The sequence below is a fragment of the Mariniradius sediminis genome (assembly GCF_021491425.1).
In the GTDB taxonomy this organism is placed as follows: domain Bacteria; phylum Bacteroidota; class Bacteroidia; order Cytophagales; family Cyclobacteriaceae; genus Mariniradius; species Mariniradius saccharolyticus.
This window is the reverse complement of sequence record NZ_JAKEVZ010000001.1, coordinates 267,083-289,653: the sequence shown is the minus strand read 5'-3', so window position 1 is coordinate 289,653 and position 22,571 is coordinate 267,083. Positions and strand designations below refer to the sequence as shown.

17 protein-coding genes are annotated in these 22,571 nt (G+C 46.9%); 10 read left to right on the top strand and 7 right to left on the bottom strand.

What is annotated here, in order from left to right:
• Positions 1-9: 9 nt before the first annotated feature.
• Positions 10-2,826: a DNA polymerase I gene (polA, locus tag L0U89_RS01300; protein ID WP_234859860.1), complete on the bottom strand. Its 2,817-nt coding sequence runs from the start codon at positions 2,824-2,826 to the stop codon at positions 10-12.
• A gap of 182 nt (positions 2,827-3,008) precedes the next feature.
• A complete protein-coding gene (locus L0U89_RS01295) occupies positions 3,009-3,605 on the bottom strand; it encodes a hypothetical protein (protein ID WP_234859859.1) in 597 nt (198 codons plus the stop codon).
• A 392-nt stretch (positions 3,606-3,997) separates the two neighbouring features.
• On the opposite strand from L0U89_RS01295, the gene L0U89_RS01290 reads away from it, so the two are divergent.
• Positions 3,998-7,726, top strand: coding sequence for a hypothetical protein (locus L0U89_RS01290; protein ID WP_234859858.1), 3,729 nt, complete (start codon positions 3,998-4,000; stop codon positions 7,724-7,726).
• Positions 7,723-8,118: a DUF2784 domain-containing protein gene (locus tag L0U89_RS01285; RefSeq protein WP_234859857.1), complete on the top strand. Its 396-nt coding sequence runs from the start codon at positions 7,723-7,725 to the stop codon at positions 8,116-8,118. Before L0U89_RS01290 ends, L0U89_RS01285 begins: the two co-directional genes overlap by 4 nt.
• Positions 8,119-8,172: 54 nt before the next feature.
• Here L0U89_RS01285 and L0U89_RS01280 read toward each other — a convergent pair whose 3' ends face one another.
• The 3 genes from L0U89_RS01280 to L0U89_RS01270 form a co-directional block, all read right to left on the bottom strand.
• Entirely contained in the window at positions 8,173-9,186 is a 1,014-nt protein-coding gene (locus L0U89_RS01280) for a hypothetical protein (protein ID WP_234859856.1), read from the bottom strand.
• A gap of 327 nt (positions 9,187-9,513) precedes the next feature.
• Positions 9,514-10,656, bottom strand: coding sequence for a hypothetical protein (locus L0U89_RS01275; protein ID WP_234859855.1), 1,143 nt, complete (start codon positions 10,654-10,656; stop codon positions 9,514-9,516).
• A 229-nt stretch (positions 10,657-10,885) separates the two neighbouring features.
• Positions 10,886-12,034 (bottom strand): hypothetical protein, encoded by a 1,149-nt coding sequence (locus L0U89_RS01270; RefSeq protein ID WP_234859854.1) that lies wholly within the window; start codon positions 12,032-12,034, stop codon positions 10,886-10,888.
• Between the two features lie 267 nt (positions 12,035-12,301).
• Here L0U89_RS01270 and L0U89_RS01265 point away from each other — a divergent pair, with 267 nt between their 5' ends.
• From L0U89_RS01265 to L0U89_RS01230, 8 genes are all read left to right on the top strand, one after another.
• Positions 12,302-14,023, top strand: a complete 1,722-nt coding sequence (locus L0U89_RS01265; RefSeq protein ID WP_234859853.1) for an IlvD/Edd family dehydratase — start codon at positions 12,302-12,304, stop codon at positions 14,021-14,023.
• 3 nt (positions 14,024-14,026) lie between these two features.
• Positions 14,027-14,791, top strand: coding sequence for an SDR family NAD(P)-dependent oxidoreductase (locus L0U89_RS01260; protein WP_234859852.1), 765 nt, complete (start codon positions 14,027-14,029; stop codon positions 14,789-14,791).
• A 140-nt stretch (positions 14,792-14,931) separates the two neighbouring features.
• Positions 14,932-15,390 carry a DinB family protein gene (locus tag L0U89_RS01255; RefSeq protein ID WP_008629634.1) on the top strand — a complete coding sequence of 153 codons (459 nt, stop codon included), beginning with the start codon at positions 14,932-14,934 and terminating at the stop codon, positions 15,388-15,390.
• Positions 15,377-16,012 (top strand): acetoacetate decarboxylase family protein, encoded by a 636-nt coding sequence (locus tag L0U89_RS01250; RefSeq protein ID WP_234859851.1) that lies wholly within the window; start codon positions 15,377-15,379, stop codon positions 16,010-16,012. Before L0U89_RS01255 ends, L0U89_RS01250 begins: the two co-directional genes overlap by 14 nt.
• Complete coding sequence (locus tag L0U89_RS01245) at positions 16,009-16,779, top strand: SDR family NAD(P)-dependent oxidoreductase (protein ID WP_234859850.1); 771 nt, start codon at positions 16,009-16,011, stop codon at positions 16,777-16,779. The genes L0U89_RS01250 and L0U89_RS01245 overlap by 4 nt, the downstream gene beginning before the upstream one ends.
• Positions 16,780-16,864: 85 nt before the next feature.
• Positions 16,865-17,515: a hypothetical protein gene (locus L0U89_RS01240; protein WP_234859849.1), complete on the top strand. Its 651-nt coding sequence runs from the start codon at positions 16,865-16,867 to the stop codon at positions 17,513-17,515.
• 22 nt (positions 17,516-17,537) lie between these two features.
• The gene (locus L0U89_RS01235; RefSeq protein ID WP_234859848.1) at positions 17,538-18,827 is read left to right on the top strand and encodes a M20/M25/M40 family metallo-hydrolase; all 1,290 of its coding nucleotides are present in this window, start codon (positions 17,538-17,540) and stop codon (positions 18,825-18,827) included.
• An 86-nt stretch (positions 18,828-18,913) separates the two neighbouring features.
• Positions 18,914-20,788 (top strand): alpha-amylase family protein, encoded by a 1,875-nt coding sequence (locus tag L0U89_RS01230; protein WP_234859847.1) that lies wholly within the window; start codon positions 18,914-18,916, stop codon positions 20,786-20,788.
• 4 nt (positions 20,789-20,792) lie between these two features.
• Here the strand turns inward: L0U89_RS01230 and L0U89_RS01225 are convergent, their stop codons facing one another.
• Both L0U89_RS01225 and L0U89_RS01220 read right to left on the bottom strand, forming a co-directional pair.
• On the bottom strand, positions 20,793-21,404 hold the full coding sequence (locus L0U89_RS01225) for an RNA polymerase sigma factor (RefSeq protein WP_008629649.1): 612 nt from the start codon (positions 21,402-21,404) through the stop codon (positions 20,793-20,795).
• Positions 21,395-22,531, bottom strand: a complete 1,137-nt coding sequence (locus L0U89_RS01220; protein ID WP_234859846.1) for a glycosyltransferase — start codon at positions 22,529-22,531, stop codon at positions 21,395-21,397. Before L0U89_RS01220 ends, L0U89_RS01225 begins: the two co-directional genes overlap by 10 nt.
• Positions 22,532-22,571: the final 40 nt, after the last annotated feature.

Below are 22,571 nucleotides of genomic sequence, written 5' to 3'. Positions count from 1 at the left end.
GTGAATCTATCAATGCGCCTCCAGCCAATCCTTCCCGGTCCCCACTTCTACTTCCAAAGGCACAGGCAGCTTCACCGCATGGGTCATCAAATACGGGATTTGTCTTTTCAGGATTTCGACTTCATCCCTGTGGGCATCAAATACCAATTCGTCATGCACCTGCAGGATCATTTTTGATTTGAGGTTCTCCTTTTTCAACCAACGATGGACATCAATCATCGCTACTTTGATCAAGTCAGCGGCGGAACCCTGCAGCGGGGCATTGATGGCGTTTCGCTCGGCAAAGCCCCTCATCGTCATATTTCGGCTATTGATATCCCGCAGATAGCGCCTTCTTCCCAAGATCGTCTCAACATACTCATCCTTTCGGGCCTTCTCAATGCTGTTGTCCATGTAGGTCTTGACCGCAGGAAACTCTGTGAAATAAGCATCGATGATTTCCTTGGCTTCTGTTCGGGAGATGTTGAGACGCTGTGACAATCCAAAGGCCGAAATCCCGTAAATGATACCAAAGTTGGCGGTCTTCGCCTTTCTGCGCATGTCCGAATTCACGTCGTCCAAAGAGACTTTGAATATCTTCGCCGCAGTCGCCGCATGGATATCTTTCCCTTCCTGAAAAGCTTCCAACATGGATGCATCCTGTGAAAAGGCCGCCATCAGCCGCAGTTCTATTTGGGAATAATCGGCTGAAAGGATCACGTGGTTTTCGTCCCTTGGAACAAAGGCCTTGCGTATTTCCCGGCCCCTTGCCGTCCGGATCGGAATATTCTGAAGATTGGGATTGATGGACGAAAGTCTGCCGGTCGCTGCCACGAATTGGTTATAGGTAGTGTGGACACGGCCCGTTTTGGGATTGATCATGGTAGGTAAAGCATCTACATAGGTGGACTTGAGCTTCACCATTTCTCGGTACTCCAAAATGGCATCCGCGATTTCGTGCTCGCCCGCCAACTTGCTCAAGACTTCTTCTCCGGTTGCATATTGGCCAGTCTTGGTTTTCTTGGCCTTGGGATCGAGTTTGAGTTTTTCGAAAAGCACATCACCAAGCTGCTTTGGAGAGGAAAGGTTAAACCGAACTCCCGCCAATTCATAGACACGTTTTTCGATCTCCTTGCTTTCAGATTCAAGTATTCCCGACAACTCAGCCAAACTTCCCGTATCGATCCTTACTCCCTCAAACTCCATTTCGGCAAGCACTTCGATGAGGGGATTTTCGACCTCAAAAAACAACTTGGCCAGGCCGTTTTGCTTGATAATCGGGTCAAACTTCTGCTTGAGTTTCAAGGTCACATCGGCGTCCTCAGCGGCATACTGGACCACATCGTCCACGTCTACGTCCCGCATGTTTCCTTGTCCTTTCCCTTTTTTTCCAATCAATGACTCGATCGAGACAGGGCGGTAATTGAGATATTGCTGCGCCAGCCAATCCATCGAATGCTTGCCCTCCGGCTCGATGAGATAATGGGCCAACATGGTGTCGTACAATTGTCCTTTAACCTTGATGCCATAGTTCATCAGCACGAGCATGTCGTATTTGATGTTCTGGCCAATCTTGGAGATTTTTTCATTTTCAAATAGACTTCGGAACAATTCCAACTGACGAGTGGCCTGTTTTTGGTCGGCCGGGAATGGTACATAAAACGCCTCGCCGGGCACGTAGGAAAAAGAAAGCCCAACGAGTTCCGCTTCATTGGGGTTGATCGATGTCGTCTCACTGTCGAAGCAGAATTCGTCTTGGATTTCGAGGTAACTGATCAATTCCAGGATCGCATCTTCGCCCTCTACTTTATGGTAATCATTCGCGGTCGTCAGGATGCTGTCATACTCCTGAAGCACCGGAGCCAAGGGTTCTTCCGGCACCAACTCTTCTTCCGCCACAGCAACCTCCGGTGTGGTAAACAAGCCCAACTGCTCGCTTGGCCGGGCTTGGGGCTTTTTGATCTTTTCCCCAAAAACACGCTGCGTCAGTGTCCTAAACTCCAATTCAGCAAAAATTGCCTTCAATTGGTCCTCGTGGGGTCCATCGTAGCGGAGCGCGACTTCATCAAATTCGATCGGAACATTGATATCAATCGTCGCCAATTCCTTGGAGAGGATTCCCTGCTGGGCAAAGTTCTCTACGTTCTCCTTTTGCTTTCCTTTGAGCTGATCCACATTCTGGATCAATCCCTCCACTGAACCATATTCTTTCAGTAGCTTCACTGCCGTTTTTTCCCCAATTCCCGGAATTCCCGGGATATTATCTACCGCATCGCCCATTAGGCCGAGAATGTCCCGCACTTGGTCTACATGCTCGATATCCCATTTTGCACACACCTCTTTTGGTCCCAATATCTCCACGCCATTGCCCATAAATGCCGGCTTATACAGGAAAATATGGTCCTCTACGATTTGTCCATAGTCCTTGTCGGGCGTCATCATGTAGACTTCAAAACTGGTGCGTTCGGCTTTTTTAGCCAGGGTACCGATGATATCGTCCGCTTCGTAGCCGTCCATTTCCAGCACAGGAATATTGAATGCCTGCACAATCCGCTTTACCCAGGGCGTACCTACCTCTATATCTTCGGGCTGTTCCTGTCGATTGGCCTTGTAGGCTTCGAATTGCTTGTGGCGAAACGTCGGAGCCTTGGTATCAAAGGCTACCGCGATATGTGTCGGCTTTTCCTTTTCCAAAACTTCCAGCAGCGTATTGGTAAATCCCAGCATAATGCCAGTGTTGAGGCCTTTGGAATTGATCCTTGGGGTCTTGCTGAAAGCAAAATGCGCCCTGTAAATCAGAGCCATGGCGTCGAGTAGAAAAAGTTTTTTATCTCCTTTTGAAGGCATGGGGTTCGGTTTTTGGGAAGTAGAAATTCAGTTCGAAAGTAGCAGGGTGGCTAAATTACAAATTATCGGCATAGGCTTCAGCCTAAATCAAAAAACTAAGTCAAGACATCGCAGCCAGACGGGAAAAAGAAAAAACCCGGCAACAGGCCGGGTTTCCTTAATCTCTATCAGCGCAGGGACAGTTAGCTCACCTTACCGTTCATGGCATCGATCAATTCCCTTTTGAGTTTCCTTTCACGCTCAAGCGTGTTTTTGCGGTGTTGCTCAAACTCCTCTATTGTTTCTGCCAAATCATTTTGGGCTTTAGCGATTACTTTGTGGCTTTGGCTGTATTTGAACAAGAAAAACAGCAATCCCGCCGTCAGCAACCCAACGATAGCCCACATCATGTTGACATAGGTGGATTTGTGGATCTGTAGGCCCAAAAATTCGAAACTATCCACGGCGGCTTCCGCAGACTCCAATCGATTTTGGGTTTCGGTGACACCTGCTTCCAAGGCCTTGATCTTGGTTTCCTTTTCTACCAAGTCTGCTTGGATTGTACTCAATTCCTTTTTGAATACATTTATGGAGTCGGTCACGTTGGCACGGATCTGATCCAAATGTGTCTTCTTGACCACCTTGTAATCCTGGTAATTGTTTGAAATCTTGAGGAGGTGATCAAATTGGCTGGAAATCGTCCCTCCGGTGAGGGATCCGGTTTGCTGTACGGTATCCTGGGCCCAAATGGGCACAGCAAGTACGCTCGTGAGAAGGATAAGTAGTATTTGCTTTTTCATTGGATTAAGTTGTTTGAAGCGCAACCGCTCCGGCATTTGGATTTTTCCGGGTAGGCATTGCATCAGCAATAAATATGCCTCTATGATTTGAAAATTGCAATAATTTAGGAACGAAATATGACAAAATCACTCTAATTGTTTGAATTTATTGGACTTATCGGCAAAAATCCTTTCCAAAGAATATCCATTGAGCGAATTCAACTTTTCTCACAGTTATTTTCCTGAAAAAACCGGAGCTTTGTTTCAGGGCTGATTTGTCTTATAAAATTGTGATTTCTGGGTTTTTCATGAACAATATTCCCAAATCCGGGATTGCATTTTGGGCCAAGAAGACAAGTATTTGAAAATCAATATTTTTTTGATAAATTCCACGGTATTTTTATGTTTTTTATATGAAATGGAAGAATTTAAAGCTTTGGGGAATTCTTGCCTTATTGATTTTGGTGATAGGCGCCATTCTCTATCAGCAGTCCCGCAACAATCGCGACGAACTCAAAATGCAGGCGATCCGCGGAATGGAAATCACCCGGCAAAACCTCATCGGCGCCTACGATTCTTACCATCAAGAAATTGAGGGGTACTTTTATAGGATCCTGATCGAAAAATTTGGGAAAAAGGCGCCAGAAAACCCAGATGGACAACCTCAAAGCCAAAGCGCCATCGCACGGACCATGAATGGCTTTTTTGGTTCCAACCGTCCCGTCTTTACAGAAACCGTCATCATCAACCCAAATTCGGAACAACTTGCCGAACCTTCTTTGGAGATTCTTTACGAAAACCCCGTCCGACTGGCAGACAGGCACCACTTGATGACATGGGACCGGAAGCAGTTTGACCTCAGGGAGCTTCCAAGTCGCAGGCAGATCAAAGAATTGTTGGGATTTGACCTCGTTTATCCCAAGGATTTCGACTTTGAAGACTCACTCATGGTGCAGGTTTCCAGCATTCTTCCGCTCGAAAAATTACTGAAGAAAGACCAAAACAACCGCTTTTTTGACCATATCATCTTGGCCGACGAAAACGGCAATGCGCTTTATCCAAATAATCTGAGGGAATTGCAGCTGCTGGATTTTAAGAAAATTTCTGAAAACGACACCTTATCCCGGCACCAAGCAGGGGTGAGGTTGACAAATTTTGACATTTCCCTAGTCCCACATATGGGGTTCTGGATTCCCGTTCAACTCAACGGCAAAACATTTTACCTGATAGGTACCAAGCAGGCGGACCATTTTGACAAAGTAGGCTTGAGGATCAATTTCAACCTATTGACGACCTTGATTTATGGATTGATCATCCTGCTGCTTTCGATCCCAATACTTTCCATTCTCAACCTCGAAAAAGGGGACGTACTGAGCAAAAACAAGGTATTTGCCGCGGGATTCTCCTTGATGTTTTTGATGACGGTGCTTGGTTTTGGCTTATCCCAACTGGGACACCTTGAAAAATACGTCGATGCCAAAAAAGAGAATTTTGATTCCTTGCGGCGGGTTACCCAAAGGCATCTTGAAAGCTACCTGAAGGTTCTGAATGAGCGAAACGGGAAAGGGTTCAGGTTTGAGGATTTTCCCGACAAGGAAGTCCTTGAGCTCATCGAGGTGCAAAACTCCATGATCACAAAGCTCAACATTGCTGATTTTGGAGCGAAATCGATGATCAAACTCGATTTTGCCAATCCCAACGAATCCTTCATCGATATTTCGGGGCGTGATTATGTAAGGCATTTTGATGCACAGCGTGATCGTCCGTATTTCATCGGAGCCCAATACTCCAGGGGTTCAGGGGAGTTGGAAGCTGTGATCAGCCGAAAAGGAAACCAAGAGCAAGTTGTCGAAGCCATAACATTTGCTTTGCGAAAAGTCAGCCCAATCACCGAAAACCACCGCTACCTGCTCTTCAAGGAAGGGGGGAAAGTCCTCCACAAAAGTGATGGGATACTTACGCCACTTGACCAAATACCGGACGCTTTGGAGGGTCAAAAATGGGCTGAAATCAAAAATCTGATGGAACAGAATCCTTTAGCAGGTGCCGAGGACTTTTGGGAAATCAGCATGTATCTGAATGGTGACCCTTATATCGGAATCCTGCAACTGGTGGACGGGAAAAACTTTGACCAAAATGTCTGGTCACTTTACCTTATCAACAAAAACTTAGCTTACGTCAAGTCATCCCTCGTCAGTTTGGAAGCCGTCGTGATCTTGAGCTTTTATCTACTCATGTTGGTGGTTATGACTTTCATCAACAAGTTTGCCCAAATCCCACCGCAAATCAAGAGTTTCGTGCCCTTTGCGTACGCTTGGCTATTCCCGACCAAGAGGAAGCAAAGCCGCTATTTGTTGTTGACCAGTGTCAATGCCATGCTCCTCCTGGCGCTTGTCCTCGTGTTTTTCTCCAGTCGATACCATTTACTCGCAGTCACGCTGGTAGCGGTGCTTTCATCCACTATTGCTTCACTTTGCCTTTACCTGCTCGCTGGACCGACTTGGCGCTCACGGACCATTAGGCGGGATCTCCTTTACATCTTGCTGATGCTGTTGCTTTGGGCCTTCGGTGTCGTCATTTTGATTCAAATCAGTCTTGGATGGGTGATCATACTCGTTACCGCAGTTTTGTTTGGAATCGTCGCATGGCTGAAATACTCGGGAAGCCTCCGGACGATTGACGGTTTTCTCAACCAATGGGCTATCAGTTCCCGGGCAGCTTTTGTCGTGTACATGATTTCTTGGTCCCTGTTGTTGGGATTCCTGCCTGGTATGATGATCCACGGGAGTACATTCAGGTTTGAGGAAAGCATTTGGAACGGACAGGCGGCTAGCGAAGTACCCGAATCCAAGGAATGGATCGAAACCTACGAGAAATTCAGGCGGAATCTCTTTTCGATCGTCGGGGACAATGCCGACAAAGAGCCTGGGCAATTCATTTCTCCGCCAAAAAGCGCCATCTATGCGGCCTTCGAAGGAAAGCAAGATGCGGCAAACTGGAGCCTTTGGAAAAGTCTCCGCTGGCCGTGGATATGGCTCGGGGCATTGTTTGGTATACTGGTCACAATCTACTTCTTGATCAGCAACAACATCAGTAAAATCTACCTCTTGGACTTTGATTTTGACAATCACCTGGTGGGCAGCAAAGCGGACTGTGACGCCCAAGACTTCAAAAAAGTGTTTCTGTGTAGCCTCGATACCTTCCAAAAGAAAAAGTGGATTGCCTGTAATCTGGGAGTGGAAGAGAGCGAAATTTTTGTGTTGGATTTGGCAGAAACGAAACTGGACGATGACCAGGGAAGCACATCATTTTCTCTTCCAGATTCCAAAGGCAAAAAAGTATGGCTCATAGAGAATATCCACTGCGTGACTGAACCGAGTTGGCTAAGTGACAAAATCCCGCTTTGGCTTGAGGAAGCCAAATCCAACCATGTGCCGCTCGTACTGGGCTCTGGAAAATCATGGAAGCAACTGCTCCAAAACTTTGCCGCAGATTTGGACAAAGTGAGGTTCAGCGAGATTTTCGTCGACTTTTTCTTTGAAATCGTCCCAATCGACTACTCGCTCGGGGAAGTCACCAATGGCCTGGAACGGGAGCTTGCTTTTGGGCAAAATCCTGAAATCGTTCAGACCCTCATCCGCGCCAAAGATGGGGATATCGAAAATCAGGTGATGCTCATCCAGCGCTACAACAAAGCCTACTATGCCAATATTTGGGCAGAACTCAGTTTTATGGAACGCAAGGTCTGCTATTATTTCAGCCGCGAAGGTTTCATGAATCCCGCCAACTGGGACACGATGACCGAACTGGTGCAAAAGGGAATCCTGAGAATCATTCCGGAAAAGGATAAAATGGGCATGTTCAACAGGACTTTCAGACATTACATTCTCAACAATATCTCTGAAAAGGAACTGCAGGAATTCAAAACCCACGAGCGGGCCAATGGCAACGCCAACACGATCCAAATCGCGGGGGTGAGTTTTGTACTACTTTCCCTTGCCATGATTGGCTACTTTGACAAAAACTTCCTCAACGAGGCCTACGCCTACCTCAGTGGGATTTTGGGTGCGATAGGCTCGATATACTCATTGTTCAGCAAGGGATTTTCCTCCTTATCTTGGGGGAAAAAACCCGCCGAATGACAATTTGCATGATGCTCGTGAACGCCCAACTTGTCCTTGCCGACTGGTTTTTTGTGGTTTTTCATTCCAGCCTTATCCTCTTCAACCTGTTTGGCTGGATCTGGAAAAAAACGAGGAAAGCCCATCTCATCACCATCAGCCTGACGCTGCTGTCTTGGGGATTTTTGGGCATCTGGTATGGTTGGGGTTATTGTCCACTTACGGATTGGCATTGGCAGGTGTTGGAAAAGCTTGGAAAGACGAACCTGCCAAATTCCTACATCAGCTATCTCCTCGACCGGGTTCTCGGTTGGCAACCCGGTGAAAAATGGGTGGATGGCGGGACGCTTGTGTTGACGCTTTGGGCATTTGGGATGTCGGTTTGGATGAATTGGAGGAAGACACCCAAATAATATCCGAATGACTCGAAAGTGATCAGTTGGAATCGAAGTAGACCTTGGTGATTTTTATTCGATTACCAAAAAAGACTGTTTACGTGTCCTTATTGATTTTGAGTTGAATTCCCCGGACACCGTAAAGGTTTGATCTAAATCCCACTGGGTTGGCCAAAGTTGGGGATTAAGGGTAAGCTGCTGAACTTGGTTGGTTTCCCAAAGCAATTGAAAAATACCCCCTTCCACATAACTCGTAAATGCCGTAACATTTTCGGTTTTTCTTTCCAATTCCAAATCCAGGCCCCATCGGTTTTTGACCACTATCTTATCATCATCCTTGATTAATTTGAAATCTAAAGACATGTTTAGGGTATCGGCATCAACCTTTTGTAGAAAAGGCAGTCCCGTTCTTACAAACTGCACATAAGAGGTATCGATCCGCGCCTGTTGAAGCTCTCCTGACAAAGAGACGGTGTCCTGAATGTGAAGCATTTCGATACTGCGAATCTTTATCATCGTGCCAAGGGCTTCCGCTATGTTTTGCTTCGGGTAGAGCAGCATGGAACCCAATTTAGAGGTAGAACTTCCTGTCTCAATTTCCAACTCAAACTCTTTCGCTGGATCCGAGCCATACACGTCTTTTTCATTCAATAGGTCGCCGTTTTTGTTGTAGAACAACTTAAATGGTTCATTCACAATCGGCAACACATATTTTCCAACCAATCGGCTACCCTCCTCGGGCATGTTGCTGTCAAATCGGACAGTCAGAGGCAAGCTGCCACGTACCTCATCTTCTAAGACGTGATATTCGGCGCTGCTTATATTCACTTCAGCCTCTACACTGTCATTAGTGCTATAAAGAATCTTTATACTCGCTTTCTGTTTCATTTCGGAAAAAGTCCTGGGCTTCTTCTTGATTTTCCTGCCATGATAGTTGTCGTTGGTAGATAGCTCCATAGAAAAATGAAAAATATCCTGTCCTGCTGCAACCGTACCTAGCATCATAAGACCATTCAAGAAAAATATCCTAATACCATATAGATGAAAAGCCGTTAGCAGATGCTGGATGCTTAATGTACACTTCATAAACTAATAGTAACTTTCTTAAAATAAGGATAACGAAATATCAATCTGTCGGTTCAGCAAATTGATCCAATTTTGGGTTTCATTGGATTGAATATCGATAGAACTATATTTCACGGTTATCCTAAATTTTGAAAAATTTATAAACTTGATGGCCTCCCCGCTTGAACTCTTTTGTATAATTATTTTCTCTAAGGTATTTCACTATTGGCTTTCTTCCATTGGAATCAATTTTTGTAATAAAATGATATCCTAAAAACCACTACAGGATGCCTTTCTCCGATACATGCAGAAGAACCTTCCAAATTCCGCTCTCTGCTGCCAAGATCCTCAGCGTTGGGGCTGGGTTTTCTTCGGATTGAAGAAGTTTTCAAGCGATTTCGTAAAGCCACCGCAATTATTGAAGGTAAAGGAGTCACACACGGCAGTGACGTATATACTCGAATTGTCTAACTGCGTGATAGAAGTGATTTGAGCATTTTGTAGACCTTCGTTCTCCAATTCAATTAATTTAATTCCCTCGCTTTTTATATCGATTCGATAAATCGCGTCGAGATTGTTGAGAATGATTTTCCCATCAACGCTGAATAGATTATCTGCCATTTGACTCAAGATAAAATTATCAAGTGGTGAAATCTGACTTGAACTGTAGGTACCCAACAGCTGATTGTTTTTACCGGAGAGATCTGATTTGTATACTTCCCATGGGAGATTGTCGAATGGCATTGGCCGAGCAAAGGTAATGATCTCGTCTCCGACCTGAACGGATTTGGCAAACCTCTCAAAACGCAACTCCAAATTTCCAGCTCTGTCTATGTCAAAGGTCTTGCCATCAAGCGTGACCCTTGTAAAACTGGGAAAATCCTTCAAGATGCGAATCGTAGAAATCCCTGCAAAAAACTCTTCCTTGATCAGCTTATATTCCAAGAGTTCAACTTTCCCGGCATTGACTGCGGTCTTGACCCAAAGGAAGTCAGGCGTATTTTTTTGTTTCCCGTCTTTCGCTGAGCGGTAGGGTACCATCACTGTTCCGTCGGGATTGATACTGATTTGCTCACACAAATAATAATGCAGGAAATGAAACTCAGTAAATTCCGGATCGATGTCCCTCATGTTTAGGGTCAAAGCATTCTCCTGATTGGAGTTCCCCGCGGGCAGGATGAAAAGTTGAGACGGATTGATAGCTGCCATCAGTCGGTCAGAAAGGGGTAGCCTATAAGGTGGCATACTCTGCATAAAGAGACTGAGCTCGCTAAAATCATTCGGCCCTCCTGCGCTGGCATTGGCAAAAACCCGCGATCTCGCCGCAGCGAAGAGCTTCCCATCTATTTCCCGAGCAAATGAAAGCCCCTCTTGAAATCCTTCCACTTTTTCCCATTTTTCAGGGGTTGCTGGTTCCTCTTTCGGGTCACAGGAGTAATAACACAGCGTGAGAAGAAAATACAGTGCGAAAAGGTTTGATTTTGTGTACATGGAAAGGATGATGGCTGTGAAAACAAAAAGAATCGTTATAAAGTAAAGGTCACGAAATATTATAGTTGATCAAAACTAATATCGAATTATTTTTTTGATGAATTTCAGTAAGCGAAATAAAGGTCACAGACTGTAATATCCAGTTTGACAAAAAAATCGTTCGAAATTTTGTAGTGAGCAAAAAAGTTTGCGTTGGGAAGCCTTTTTTTCGGATCGGATGTTGCAACAATTAACGAGGATTGGATTCCAAAGGATTGAAGAAATTATCAAGCGATTTGATGAAGCCTCCACAGTTATAAAAAACCTCATTATTATGACAGACCGCCGTGACGAACACCTTTGAATCGCCGAGCAAAGTAATCGAAGTAATATCTGAGTTTTCAAGACCATTATTTTCCAAACGTGTAAGCACAAGTTGCTGACCATCCATTGAAAGTTTATAAATCCACCAAGCACTTTGTACTAAGATTACTCCATTCACACTGTAGAGATTGCCAGTGATTTGGCTAAGAACCAAGTTGTCCGACAGGGAAATATTGGAAGAATCGTAGGTAGCAATTAGCTGATTGTTTTTACCTGTGAGATCCGATTTGTAAACATGAATCTGGGGGTTTTCATAGGGTGACGTCATCGCAAACGCGAATATCTCGCCGTCCACCTCAACTGATTTGGAAATCTCCTCGAAACGCAGCTCCATATTCCCCGCCGGATCAATGTCAAAGGTCTTGTCACCAATCGCGACCCGAGTAAAACTACCAAACGCCTTCATGTTATAAATCGTCACACTTCGATCGAAATACTCGTCTTTGATCAACTTGGTTTCCAAAAGGACTACTCTTCCCCCATCGACTGCTGTCTTCACCAACAGAAAATCGGGTGTGTTATTTATTCTATCGTCAAATCTTGAACGGTATGGGACAATAATGCTACCGTCCGATAGGATCGCTATCTTATCATCTCCGGCATTAATACTAAAGTGAAACTCAAGAAAATCGGGATCGATGTCCTTCATGTTCATCACCAAAGCGTTTTCCGGCTTAGGATCGTCCGAAGGCAGAATCGTAAGTTGTGTTGGATTCACGACGGCTATCAACTTATCAGTAATGGGCAACTTGTATGGAAACATTGCCCTCAAAAATGGACTGAGATCGACGAAGTTATTTGGTCCCTGAATACTCGCATCGGGGTATATCCGCGTCCAAGAGGCTGTGTAGAGCTTCCCGTCGATCTCCCGTGCATCGAAAAGCCCTTCCTCAAATCCTCTCACCTTTTCCCATTTCTCAGGCACTTCGATATCAGAATCTTCTTTCAATTCACAGGAAACAACGAAGAATGTGCAAATTAAAAAAAGCAGGGGGAGTATGTTTCTTTGGAACATAGCGAAGGAGTTTACTCTTTGGTTGACTATCATAATATGATTTGAAAGGAAAATATACCGGAAATATTTCAGCAAAAATTAGTTAAAGTCAAAAATATTGGCGATCGTATAGACAGATTGAATAGGGTGATAAAAAGGAAAGTCCCAAGTTGGCCAAAAAAAGGAGTTTACAGGTTAAGCCCCGCCTTTCCCGTAATTTTTCCCGCTTGATTGCCTTTCGTCCAAAAGATTTTCTAAATTCCAGTTCAAACCCATTAACCTGTTTTCATGGAAGAAAAGAAAAAACTCCGTAGCCAAGAATGGTACGGACGCACCGGTAAGGACGGATTTATCTACCGGTCTTGGATGAAAAACCAAGGCCTTCCCCACCATTTGTTCGAAGGCGAGAAGCCCGTCATCGGCATCTGCAACACCTGGTCGGAATTCACCCCCTGCAATGCCCATTTCAGAGATTTGGCCGAAGCGCTGAAGAAAGGGATCTGGGAAGCGGGCGGATTTCCCTTGGAGTTTCCCGTAATGTCCTTGGGCGAATGCTCGATCAAGCCCACCGCCATGCTTTTCCGAAACCTCGCGTCCATGGACGTCGAAGAAAGTATCCGCGCCAATCCGATGGACGGCGTGGTATTGATGTGCGGCTGTGACAAGACGACACCTTCCCTGGTGATGGGTGCCGCGTCCGTGGATTTGCCGACCTTGGTGCTCTCCGGGGGCCCGATGCTCGTGGGTCGGTTCAAAGGCAAAAAAATCGGCACCTCAGATGTGTGGAGATTCGCCGAGGAATTTAAAATGGGCAAACTTTCCCAACAGGAGTTTATCGAAGCGGAAGCGGCGATGTCCCGCTCTGTAGGACACTGTGCACCAATGGGCACTGCATCGACTATGGCTGCTATGGTAGAGGCATTGGGCTTGGCACTGCCCGACAACGCGACCATTCCGGCGGCGGATTCCAGAAGGAAAGTTCTCGCCCACATGGCCGGAATCCGGATTGTAGAAATGGTGAAGGAAGACCTGCGCATGAGCAAAATCCTCACCCGCCCAGCCTTCGAAAACGCCATCATGGTCAATGCGGCCTTGGGCGGTTCGACCAATTTCATCCTGCACCTAACTGCAATTGCCAAGCGTGTCGGCGTTGATTTGGATCTGACGGATTTTGACACATTCTCCTCCAAAATACCCCTTATCGCCAACGTGCAGCCTTCCGGGGAGCATTGGGTTGAGGACCTATTCTATGCAGGCGGACTTCCCGCCGTGATGAAGGAAATTATCCACAAGCTTAACCACGATTCCCCCACGGTGACCGGAAAAACACTCGCGGAGAATATCGCCAAGGCGGAATGCTACGACCGCAACCTGATCGGGACATTCGAAAAGCCGATCAAGCCGGAATCGGGCATCGCCGTATTGAAAGGAAATCTCTGCCCCGAAGGTGCGGTACTGAAGCCATCTGCCGCGAGCCCCCAGCTGCTGAAGCATACCGGCAGGGCCGTGGTCTTTGAAAACATCGATGATTACAAAGCCAAGATCGATGATCCCAACCTTGACATTGACGAAACCTGCGTGATGGTGATGAAAAACGTCGGTCCCAAAGGTTATCCCGGCATGCCGGAAGTCGGAAATATGGGCTTGCCTGCAAAACTGCTCGCAAAAGGCATCAAGGATATGGTCCGCATTTCGGATGGCAGGATGAGTGGCACAGGTTACGGTACCGTCGTGCTGCACGTATCACCCGAGTCGGCGATCGGTGGTCCCTTGGCATTTGTCCAAAACGGGGATATGATTGAACTGGATGTACCAAATAGGAAGTTGACCTTGCTGATCTCGGATGCCGAAATGGAAAAACGCAGGGCCAATTTTGTGCCCACGAGCCTCCCCTATGAGCGCGGGTATGTCAATCTGTTCTTGGATCGGGTCAACCAAGCCCACGAGGGTGTTGATTTTGATTTTCTAAAGGGAAGTTCAGGGTCAGTCGTGAAGAGAGATTCGCACTAAAACATGAAAAACCATAGCAAAGTCGCCCTGATCACCGGCGCGGGTCAGGGTATCGGATTGGAAATCGCCAGACTCTTATCCCTGTCCGGTCACCATGTCATCCTCAATGACATCGAAAAAAGCCTCACGGACGAGGCCGTTGCCCAATTGCTACGTGAGGCAAAGGGGAAGGTGATCGGCATGTCGGGGGATTCGGGCGACATTGCTTTTATCGAGGAGATGGCGAGCCTCGCTTTGAGTGAATTTGGAAGATTGGACATCGCAATTGCCAATGCGGGCATTACGCTCTACGGGAATTTCTGGGATTACCCCGCAAAGGATTTCTTTGAGGTGATGCGGGTGAATATGGGGGGGACATTCTTTCTCGCCCAAGCGGCGGCCAATATCATGAAACAGCAGGAGGAAGGCGGATCCTTGCTATTCACATCTTCCGTTACAGCCCATCAGGCGCACAAAAACCTCGCCGCCTATGCCATGAGCAAGGCAGCAGTGGAGATGTTGGCAAGGAATTTGGTCATCGAATTGTCCGAATTCCGAATAAATGTCAACTCCATTGCACCGGGCGCCACGCTGACCAACCGCACTGCTTTGGATAAACACTACGAGAAAACCTGGTCTAAAATCACGCCGATGGGCCGACCAGCTTCTGTTTCGGATGTCGCCCATGCGGCTGTTTTCTTGGTATCTGAGGAAGCAAGGCACATTACAGGACAAAATTTAGTCATCGATGGTGGCTGGACAAGCATCAGCCCCTCCCCTTACGAATGATGGCTTGATTTTGTCTTTTATGAAAAATAACTAATATTACGCACCATTGGAAAGTCATTTGACTCAAGTTTCAGAGCACGGCGTCACACACTATCTCAGAAATCTATCCACAATAATCTCCTTGAAACTAAGCCCACACTATGAAAATCAAACTATTCGATTTATTGGAGTACAACCAACATGCCAACCAACTAACGATTGACCTATTGGTAGAAAATGCGCTTATCTCTCCGCCAAAGGCCAACGAGCTTTTCAGCCACATTATCAACGCACACCACGTCTGGAACGCACGGATTCACGGCAAAAGGAATTTTTTCAGTATTTGGCAAAAGCATTCCCCCGAGGTTTTTGAAGAAATGAATGACGAGAACTACCTGGTATCAAAAAAAATACTGGAGACGATAGAACTCGACCGAATCATAACCTATAAAAATACCTCTGGGGAGCAATTTGAAAACAGCCTTTCCGATATTCTTTTCCATATCATCAACCACTCCACTTACCACCGCGGGCAGATCATGCTGAAAATGAGGGAGGTCAATATCGAGGTGCCCTATACCGACTATATCATCTACAAGCGGAAAAATGCAAAAACCTGAGCCGTATTATCCAGCCCCTTGGAAACTCCAAGGGGAAGGTTTTATCCTTGCTTTTCGCTTCAAGAAGCAATGGGTCTCACAAAATCCATTGTTTACGGATGAGCAAAAGAAAAACTTTTCCGGCGGTCTCGGTTACCTCATGCTCGTCAACTACCAAAAATCGCCTGTCGGGCCCTATTTTGAACTGCTGCTGATCCCAGGCAAATTCAAACCCAATGGGAAGCAGACCATCAGCCATATCTTTGTGGATTTGGAGTCAAGCACCAAAAATGGCCGATACAATTGGGGAATTCCCAAACAAACAGTGCCCTTCCTTTGGCAAAAAAGCGGCAAACTCGAAACAATCGGTGTAGGCACCGAGGACAATCCAATTTTCTTTGCTGAGTTGGAAGTGGGGAACATCCCTTTCCCCGTCTCGACTTCCCTGTTGCCGATTAGTCTCGAACAAGAATTGGAAGGAAAAACCTACCTCACAAATCCCACCGGAAAAGGCTGGGGTAGGTTTGCAAAGATCAAAAAGATGAAAATCAACGGGGACCTTTTCCCAGATATAAGCGGCATCAAGCCACTTTTTTGTGTCAAGGTCAAGCCATTTCATTTGGAATTTCCTCAGGCAGAATGATCCTTTCAGGTAAGAAAATCGTCGTCACAGGAGCCGCTTCGGGAATTGGCCGGGCGCTCGTGGCGCAACTACATGCAAAAGGGAATGAACTGCTCGCGGTGGACATACATGCGGAAAACCTCTCCCGATTAAAAAATGAGTATCCAGGTCTCCAGACGCTGATGCTTGACCTGGCGGTCGAAAACAGCGCCGACAAAATCCTGGAATGGGTAAAATCAAACTGGAATAGCCTCGACGGTTTTTTCTCCAATGCAGGATTTGCCTTGTACGGCAATTGGCAAGAAATCCCAAACGAAAGGACCGAAGCCATGTTCCGCATCAATGTTTTTTTTCACATGGAATTGGCAGCCAAGCTAAAGGAAAGATTTGGAAGTGACTTCCGAATGGTCGTGACAGCCTCCGCAATGTCCTATTGGGCAGTTCCCGGATACGCAGCCTATGCCGCCAGCAAAGCGGCCATACACCAATGGGCTGAAGGTATATGGTCGGAAGGGGATTGCGAGTGGCTGACCTTGGTTTATCCCGCTGCGACCGCTACGGATTTTTTTGAAAAAGCAGGCAAGCAAATCCCCAAAGCATATCCCGTACAACCCGTCAATGAAGTTGCCAAGAGCATCTTGAAAGGCACGGAAGCGGGAAAAAGGAAAATCTTCCCGTCCGATCTCTTTCGCTTTATGTTGGGGTTGAACCGGGTTTTTCCCTTGATCAAAAAGATCTATTGCTGGTCCGAAAACCGCAAACTGCAACGTTGGACCAATAACAAATGACTGGGGTGGTTTATGGATTTTGGAAAAAATCATTCTTGAAAAATCAGTAGATTCAAGGCTTACTGCATATCAAGATCACCAAACCATGAAAACCCTAACACATCTGTCCCTTATCGCGCTCTCCGTGTTGGCCTTCTCCTGCCAGCCCGCCAAGGAAAAAACACTCCCCGAGAAGGTCGCCGAAGCCTATGGCTTTGAAAACTTTGACAAGGTAAAAACCATCTCCTACACATTCAACGTACAGCGCGACTCAGTCACGCGCTTTAGCCGCAACTGGAAATGGCATGTCAAGGACAGAACCGTGGATTTCTCGGACGCTGACACGAGCTATTCCTACAGCCTCGACTTGCCCAAGGATCAACTCCCGCCAGCGGACAAGGGATTTGTGAACGATAAATATTGGCTGCTTTTTCCTTTCCAACTGATTTGGGATACGGGCTACACCTTTGAAGCTACCGAAAACGTGACCGCCCCGATTTCAGGTGCTGCCGCCACCAAACTTACCATCCTTTACAACAATGTCGATGGCTATACCCCCGGCGACGCCTATGACCTGTATTTGGATGAAAACCACATGATCCTTGAATGGGTATTCCGGAGGGGAAATGGCAGTGAAGGCCGTCCCATGACTTGGGAAGATGTCCAAGAATTTGAAGGCATCAAGATCACCCTCATGCACAAGAATGACGCCGGTACTCCATTCCTTTGGTTTTCGGATGTAGCAGTTGAAAAATAATCGAAAAACAGTCACCATTTCCATGAAGAAACTCGTCTGGCTATTGCCGCTGCTTTTGGCTTTTCAAGTCCAAGCCCAGAAACTTTCCAAAACCGAGCAGAAGATCATCTCCCAAATCGAAAAGAACTACCAGGAGACGCTTTCGCTCTTGGAAGAGACAGTCAACATCAACTCCGGCACCTTCAACATGGAAGGCGTCAGGGAAGTCGGGAAGGTATTTGAGCGGGAATTTGCCAGAATCGGCTTTCAAACGGAGTGGATCACCTTGCCGGATTCGTTGCGCAGGGCAGGGCATTTTGTAGCCACGAGAAAAGGAACCAAAGGAAAGAAGCTGTTTTTCATTGGCCATTTGGACACCGTTTTCGAAAAGGAAATGCCTTTTTACCCATTCACTTATGTCAATGATTCCACGGCCAAAGGCCAGGGAGTGAACGACATGAAAGGCGGCAACGTCATGGTGTTTGCGACATTGAAGGCTCTTCATGAGTTAGGCCTCTTGGAAGATAGGACCATCACCGTTTATTTTCCCGGCGATGAGGAAAATGCAGGCAATCCGAGTTGGGTGAGCCGTTTGGATTTTGTCGAGCGGGCCAAGCAGCATGACTATGCCTTGGGCTATGAAACCGCCCAAGGCTTTAACATCGCTACAGTGGCACGAAGAGGTGCGAGCGAATGGACACTGAAAACCACCGGAAGACAAGTTCACTCCTCGGGAGTTTTCCGCGAATCCGTGGGTTATGGCGCCATTTATGAAGCGGCGCGGATCTTGGACGAGTTTCGCGAGGAGCTTTCCGGCGAGCAATACCTGACTTTCAATCCGGGCCAAATCATCGGTGGTTCTGATATCACCTACGATCCAATCACAGGAGAAGGGACTTCCTTGGGAAAAACGAATATTGTTTCTCGGGAAGTTTTCGTCACCGGAGACCTGCGATTTCTCGGTGAGGATCAAAAGGAAAAAGCCCGGGAAAGGATGCGTCAGATCGTTTCCCAAAACCTGAACGGCACTACGGCATCGATCGAGTTCAAGGACGGAATTCCTTCGATGAAGCCGTCTCCTGGCAATTATGCCTTGGTCGATGTCCTGAGCCAAGTCAGCAAGGACATAGGTTTTGGTGAGGTCAAGGCGGGAGATCCGGGTTCACGGGGGGCGGGGGATATCTCCTATGTTGCGGATTATTTGGACTGCATCGATGGACTTGGAGCTTCTGGTACAGGTGCCCATTCCCCTTCCGAGACGATCAACATGAAGCAATATCCCAACCTGCTCAAAAGGAGTGCGGTGTTTGTGTACAGATTGCTAGAACAATAAACTGGAAAATTCTTCCAACGCGGGAGTGTCAACAATTTTTAAAGCCCATCTCATTTGATGGGCCTTAACTTTTTATCTTTATCCCGATGAAAAAATATGCTGCGATTGTTCTGCTTATTGCCGTATTGAGTAATGTCGGCTGCAATTCTCCCCAAACCCAAACCAAAGAAGAGCCCACTATGGCTGATCCCCCAAAAATCGTCCTTTATCAGGTGTTTACCCGGCTTTTTGGGAATACCAACACCACCAATAAGCCTTGGGGAACGGTGGCAGAAAATGGTGTCGGAAAGTTTGATGACTTCAACGACCAAGCACTCTCCGAGATCAAGGCGATGGGTGTCACACATATATGGTACACCGGCGTACCCCACCATGCCGTGATTGGCGACTACACGGCCCTTGGTATTTCAAACGACGACCCAGACGTGGTCAAAGGCCGGGCAGGATCGCCCTACGCGGTGAAAGACTACTACCAAGTGAATCCAGACTTGGCCAAAGACCCCGCAAAAAGAATGGAGGAATTTGAGGCTCTGATCGCACGTACACACAAGCATGGGATGAAGGTCATCATCGATATCGTCCCCAACCATGTCGCGCGCAGGTATGAGGGCCGCAATAACCCAGAAGGGGTACGCGATTTTGGGGTGGATGACGATACCTCGGTGGAATACGCCCGCAACAACAATTTTTATTACATCCCGGGAAAACCCTTTGAAGTACCTGTGCCCTTGGAGGATTACCGTCCTTTGGGTGGTGAGGCCCATCCCTTGGCTGACGGGAAGTTTGCCGAAAATCCGGCCAAATGGACTGGAAACGGCTCCCGAGCGCCACAGCCACATTTTTACGATTGGTACGAGACGGTGAAGATCAACTATGGTGTGAAGCCGGATGGAACCAAGGATTTTCCAATCTTGCCGGCCGATTATGCCCAAAAGGACTATCAGGCCCACCTGGATTTCTGGAAAGACAAGGATGTTCCCGACTCTTGGAAAAAATTCCGTGACATCGCCATTTTCTGGACCAAAAAAGGTGTGGATGGCTTTCGATACGACATGGCCGAAATGGTCCCTGTGGAGTTTTGGTCCTATATGAACTCGGCTATAAAAGCAGAGAATCCCAATGCCTTTCTTTTGGCAGAGATCTACAATCCCAAAGCTTACCGCGATTATATCCGCCTGGGCAAGATGGATTACCTCTACGACAAGGTAGAACTTTATGATACCCTCAAGCACATCATGCAGGGAAAAGGCTCCACAGATCATATCGTCGGCATCCAACAAGGCCTCGCTGACATCGGTGGACAAATGCTGCATTTCCTCGAAAACCATGACGAACAGCGCATTGCAAGCCCTGATTTTGCAGGAAAAGCCGAGTTGGGAAAACCCGCCATGGTGCTGTCCGCCACGATCGATCGCGGTCCGATCATGTTGTATTTTGGTCAGGAAGTCGGAGAACCGGGGGCCGAAAATGCAGGCTTTGGCAAGCCTACGCGCACTTCCATTTTTGACTACGTGGGCGTACCACATCATCAACGCTGGATGAATGGAGGAAAATTTGACGGTGGCCAATTATCCCCAGAAGAAAAAAACCTGCGCGATTTCTATGTCCGCTTGCTGAATTTCACCAAAACAAGCCCCGCCCTGGCCGGCGAATACCGTGAAATACACAGCCACAACCGGCAGTTTACAGAATGGTACAATGACAAGGTATTCTCCCTTGCACGCTGGTCAGAAAACCAGAAGCTCGTCATTGTGAGCAATTTTTCCCCTAGCGATACCTATGGATTTGAATTGCAGCTGCCTGGCAACTTGATCCAAACATGGGGCCTAAAAGAGGGAGATTACCAAATGAGCGAAAAGCTCTATGGAAAAGCCAGTGCGACGCTCAAAGTGAGCTCCGGAAAGGCTACCGTCAGGGTAGATTTGGGACCTTTGGAGAGCTGGGTGTTGGAGGTGAAATAGCTGATCAAATATGCCGATCCTTGCCTTGGGCTATTTCGTAAAGTAGCTCTCGAGAGCGGTGGAGTTGGGCCTTGACCGTCCCCAATGGCTTATCAAGCTCTTGGGCGATTTCCTCATAGGAGAGCTCATCGAAGTACCGTAACTGGACCAGTTTCCTGTATTTGGCAGGAAGCTTATCCACAAAAATCCGCACCATTTCGATACGCTGGGACTTGATGTATTCGTCTTGCGGATTTTTGTCGTCATCCTCCACATCGATATTGACGGGATTGCCGCCGTCATCGCTGAGCGTCGTATTGAGGCTCATGGTTTTGAGCTTCTTCTTTCTGATGAAGTCAATGGTATTGTTGGTCGCGATCCTGAACAGCCAGGTACTGAAAGTGAAATCCTTTTTGAACTTGTGCAGGTTACGAAAAGCCTTGGCAAATGCCTCCATGGTCAGATCTTCGGCATCGTCAGCGTCGCGTATCATTTTGAGCACCATGAAATAGACCGCCTTCTTGTACCTTTTCATCAAAGTGGCGTAGGCCTGTTGGTCTTTTTCTTGGACAGCTTTGTCAATGAGGTCAAAGTCCTCCAAAGCTTTGCTCGAAAATTCTCGTTCGTTTATTTCCATCTGACTCTTTTTGACAAATACCCCATCGAACCCAAAAACCAAAAGTACGCGCTATATACAAAATCAAACGCCGCGGACCATCCTGCTTTTGAAATTCCCTCGAGCTTCTTGCGTGCTGACTTGAATACGGAAGTGATTAAGGCCGACCTGACGAGTATTATACCTATAATCACCAAAAATTGTTCCCATTGTTGCCCGATTCCTGTAAGTACAGCAAGCGTTAAGGCAGAAATCCAAAAAACGGTGTGGGTAAAGGCATACCATCCGATTTGGAGTTTGCTCCCGGTCCGGTAATATTTCCCTGCATGAAAATGCCTTTTTTTCTGCTGCACATAATCTGTCCAATTCTCCTTGGGCACGGTGTAGGTGATGCTTTCCGGATCGACAACGACTGCGGTGTTCCTGCCGTTCGAGTGGATGTTGACATACAGGTCGTCGTCTCCGCAAAAGATATCCCAAATTCCCTTGAATGCCTTGTTCTCCATGAAATAGCTCCTACGATAGCACAGATTCCGCCCTACGCCCATGTAGGGCGCTTTCAACAGACCGAAGGAAAGGTATTGGATACCATTGAGCAAAGTCTCGAATTGGATCCACTTGTTGAGGAGGGTTTTGCCCTCTTCATACTGGGAAAACCCAAGGGCAAAATCCTTGCCTTCTGTCCTCACGGGTGCGGTCATGATGTCGATCCACTTGGTGGATTTCGGCCAACAGTCAGCATCCGTCAACAGCAAGACGTCGTTTTTGGCAACTTTGATACCGAGGGTAAGTGCGTATTTTTTGGAAGTGACGTGGGTGGGTGTATAATTCACCGTGACGGTCCGGAGCCGCGGATAGATCTCCATCAATTTTTCCAATACCCTTTTGGTCCCATCGTAGGAGCGGTCGTTGATAACCATGACCTCAAAGTTGGGATATTCCTGCTCAAAAAGGATCGGGATCAGTTTCTTGAGATTAGTCCGCTCATTGTGTGCGGCAATGATGACGGTCACGCCTTCTTTTTCAGAAGTAGTTGACTTTGTACGATTCGTATGAAAAAAAGCCAATCTGCCGAAAATGAAAAGAATGTAGAAGAGTTGGACGGCAAGGCTGATAAAAAACAGAATCCACAAAATTTCTATAAACATTCCCAAGCAATTGAAGGGCAAATATAAACCCAAAATGCGC

Excerpts from the sequence above, each read along its gene's own strand:
- polA (WP_234859860.1), bottom strand. The coding sequence starts at position 2,826 with ATGCCTTCAAAAGGAGATAAAAAACTTTTTCTACTCGACGCCATGGCT.
- L0U89_RS01295 (WP_234859859.1), bottom strand. The coding sequence starts at position 3,605 with ATGAAAAAGCAAATACTACTTATCCTTCTCACGAGCGTACTTGCTGTG.
- L0U89_RS01290 (WP_234859858.1), top strand. The coding sequence starts at position 3,998 with ATGAAATGGAAGAATTTAAAGCTTTGGGGAATTCTTGCCTTATTGATT.
- L0U89_RS01285 (WP_234859857.1), top strand. The coding sequence starts at position 7,723 with ATGACAATTTGCATGATGCTCGTGAACGCCCAACTTGTCCTTGCCGAC.
- L0U89_RS01280 (WP_234859856.1), bottom strand. The coding sequence starts at position 9,186 with ATGAAGTGTACATTAAGCATCCAGCATCTGCTAACGGCTTTTCATCTA.
- L0U89_RS01275 (WP_234859855.1), bottom strand. The coding sequence starts at position 10,656 with ATGTACACAAAATCAAACCTTTTCGCACTGTATTTTCTTCTCACGCTG.
- L0U89_RS01270 (WP_234859854.1), bottom strand. The coding sequence starts at position 12,034 with ATGTTCCAAAGAAACATACTCCCCCTGCTTTTTTTAATTTGCACATTC.
- L0U89_RS01265 (WP_234859853.1), top strand. The coding sequence starts at position 12,302 with ATGGAAGAAAAGAAAAAACTCCGTAGCCAAGAATGGTACGGACGCACC.
- L0U89_RS01260 (WP_234859852.1), top strand. The coding sequence starts at position 14,027 with ATGAAAAACCATAGCAAAGTCGCCCTGATCACCGGCGCGGGTCAGGGT.
- L0U89_RS01255 (WP_008629634.1), top strand. The coding sequence starts at position 14,932 with ATGAAAATCAAACTATTCGATTTATTGGAGTACAACCAACATGCCAAC.
- L0U89_RS01250 (WP_234859851.1), top strand. The coding sequence starts at position 15,377 with ATGCAAAAACCTGAGCCGTATTATCCAGCCCCTTGGAAACTCCAAGGG.
- L0U89_RS01245 (WP_234859850.1), top strand. The coding sequence starts at position 16,009 with ATGATCCTTTCAGGTAAGAAAATCGTCGTCACAGGAGCCGCTTCGGGA.
- L0U89_RS01240 (WP_234859849.1), top strand. The coding sequence starts at position 16,865 with ATGAAAACCCTAACACATCTGTCCCTTATCGCGCTCTCCGTGTTGGCC.
- L0U89_RS01235 (WP_234859848.1), top strand. The coding sequence starts at position 17,538 with ATGAAGAAACTCGTCTGGCTATTGCCGCTGCTTTTGGCTTTTCAAGTC.
- L0U89_RS01230 (WP_234859847.1), top strand. The coding sequence starts at position 18,914 with ATGAAAAAATATGCTGCGATTGTTCTGCTTATTGCCGTATTGAGTAAT.
- L0U89_RS01225 (WP_008629649.1), bottom strand. The coding sequence starts at position 21,404 with ATGGAAATAAACGAACGAGAATTTTCGAGCAAAGCTTTGGAGGACTTT.
- L0U89_RS01220 (WP_234859846.1), bottom strand. The coding sequence starts at position 22,531 with ATGTTTATAGAAATTTTGTGGATTCTGTTTTTTATCAGCCTTGCCGTC.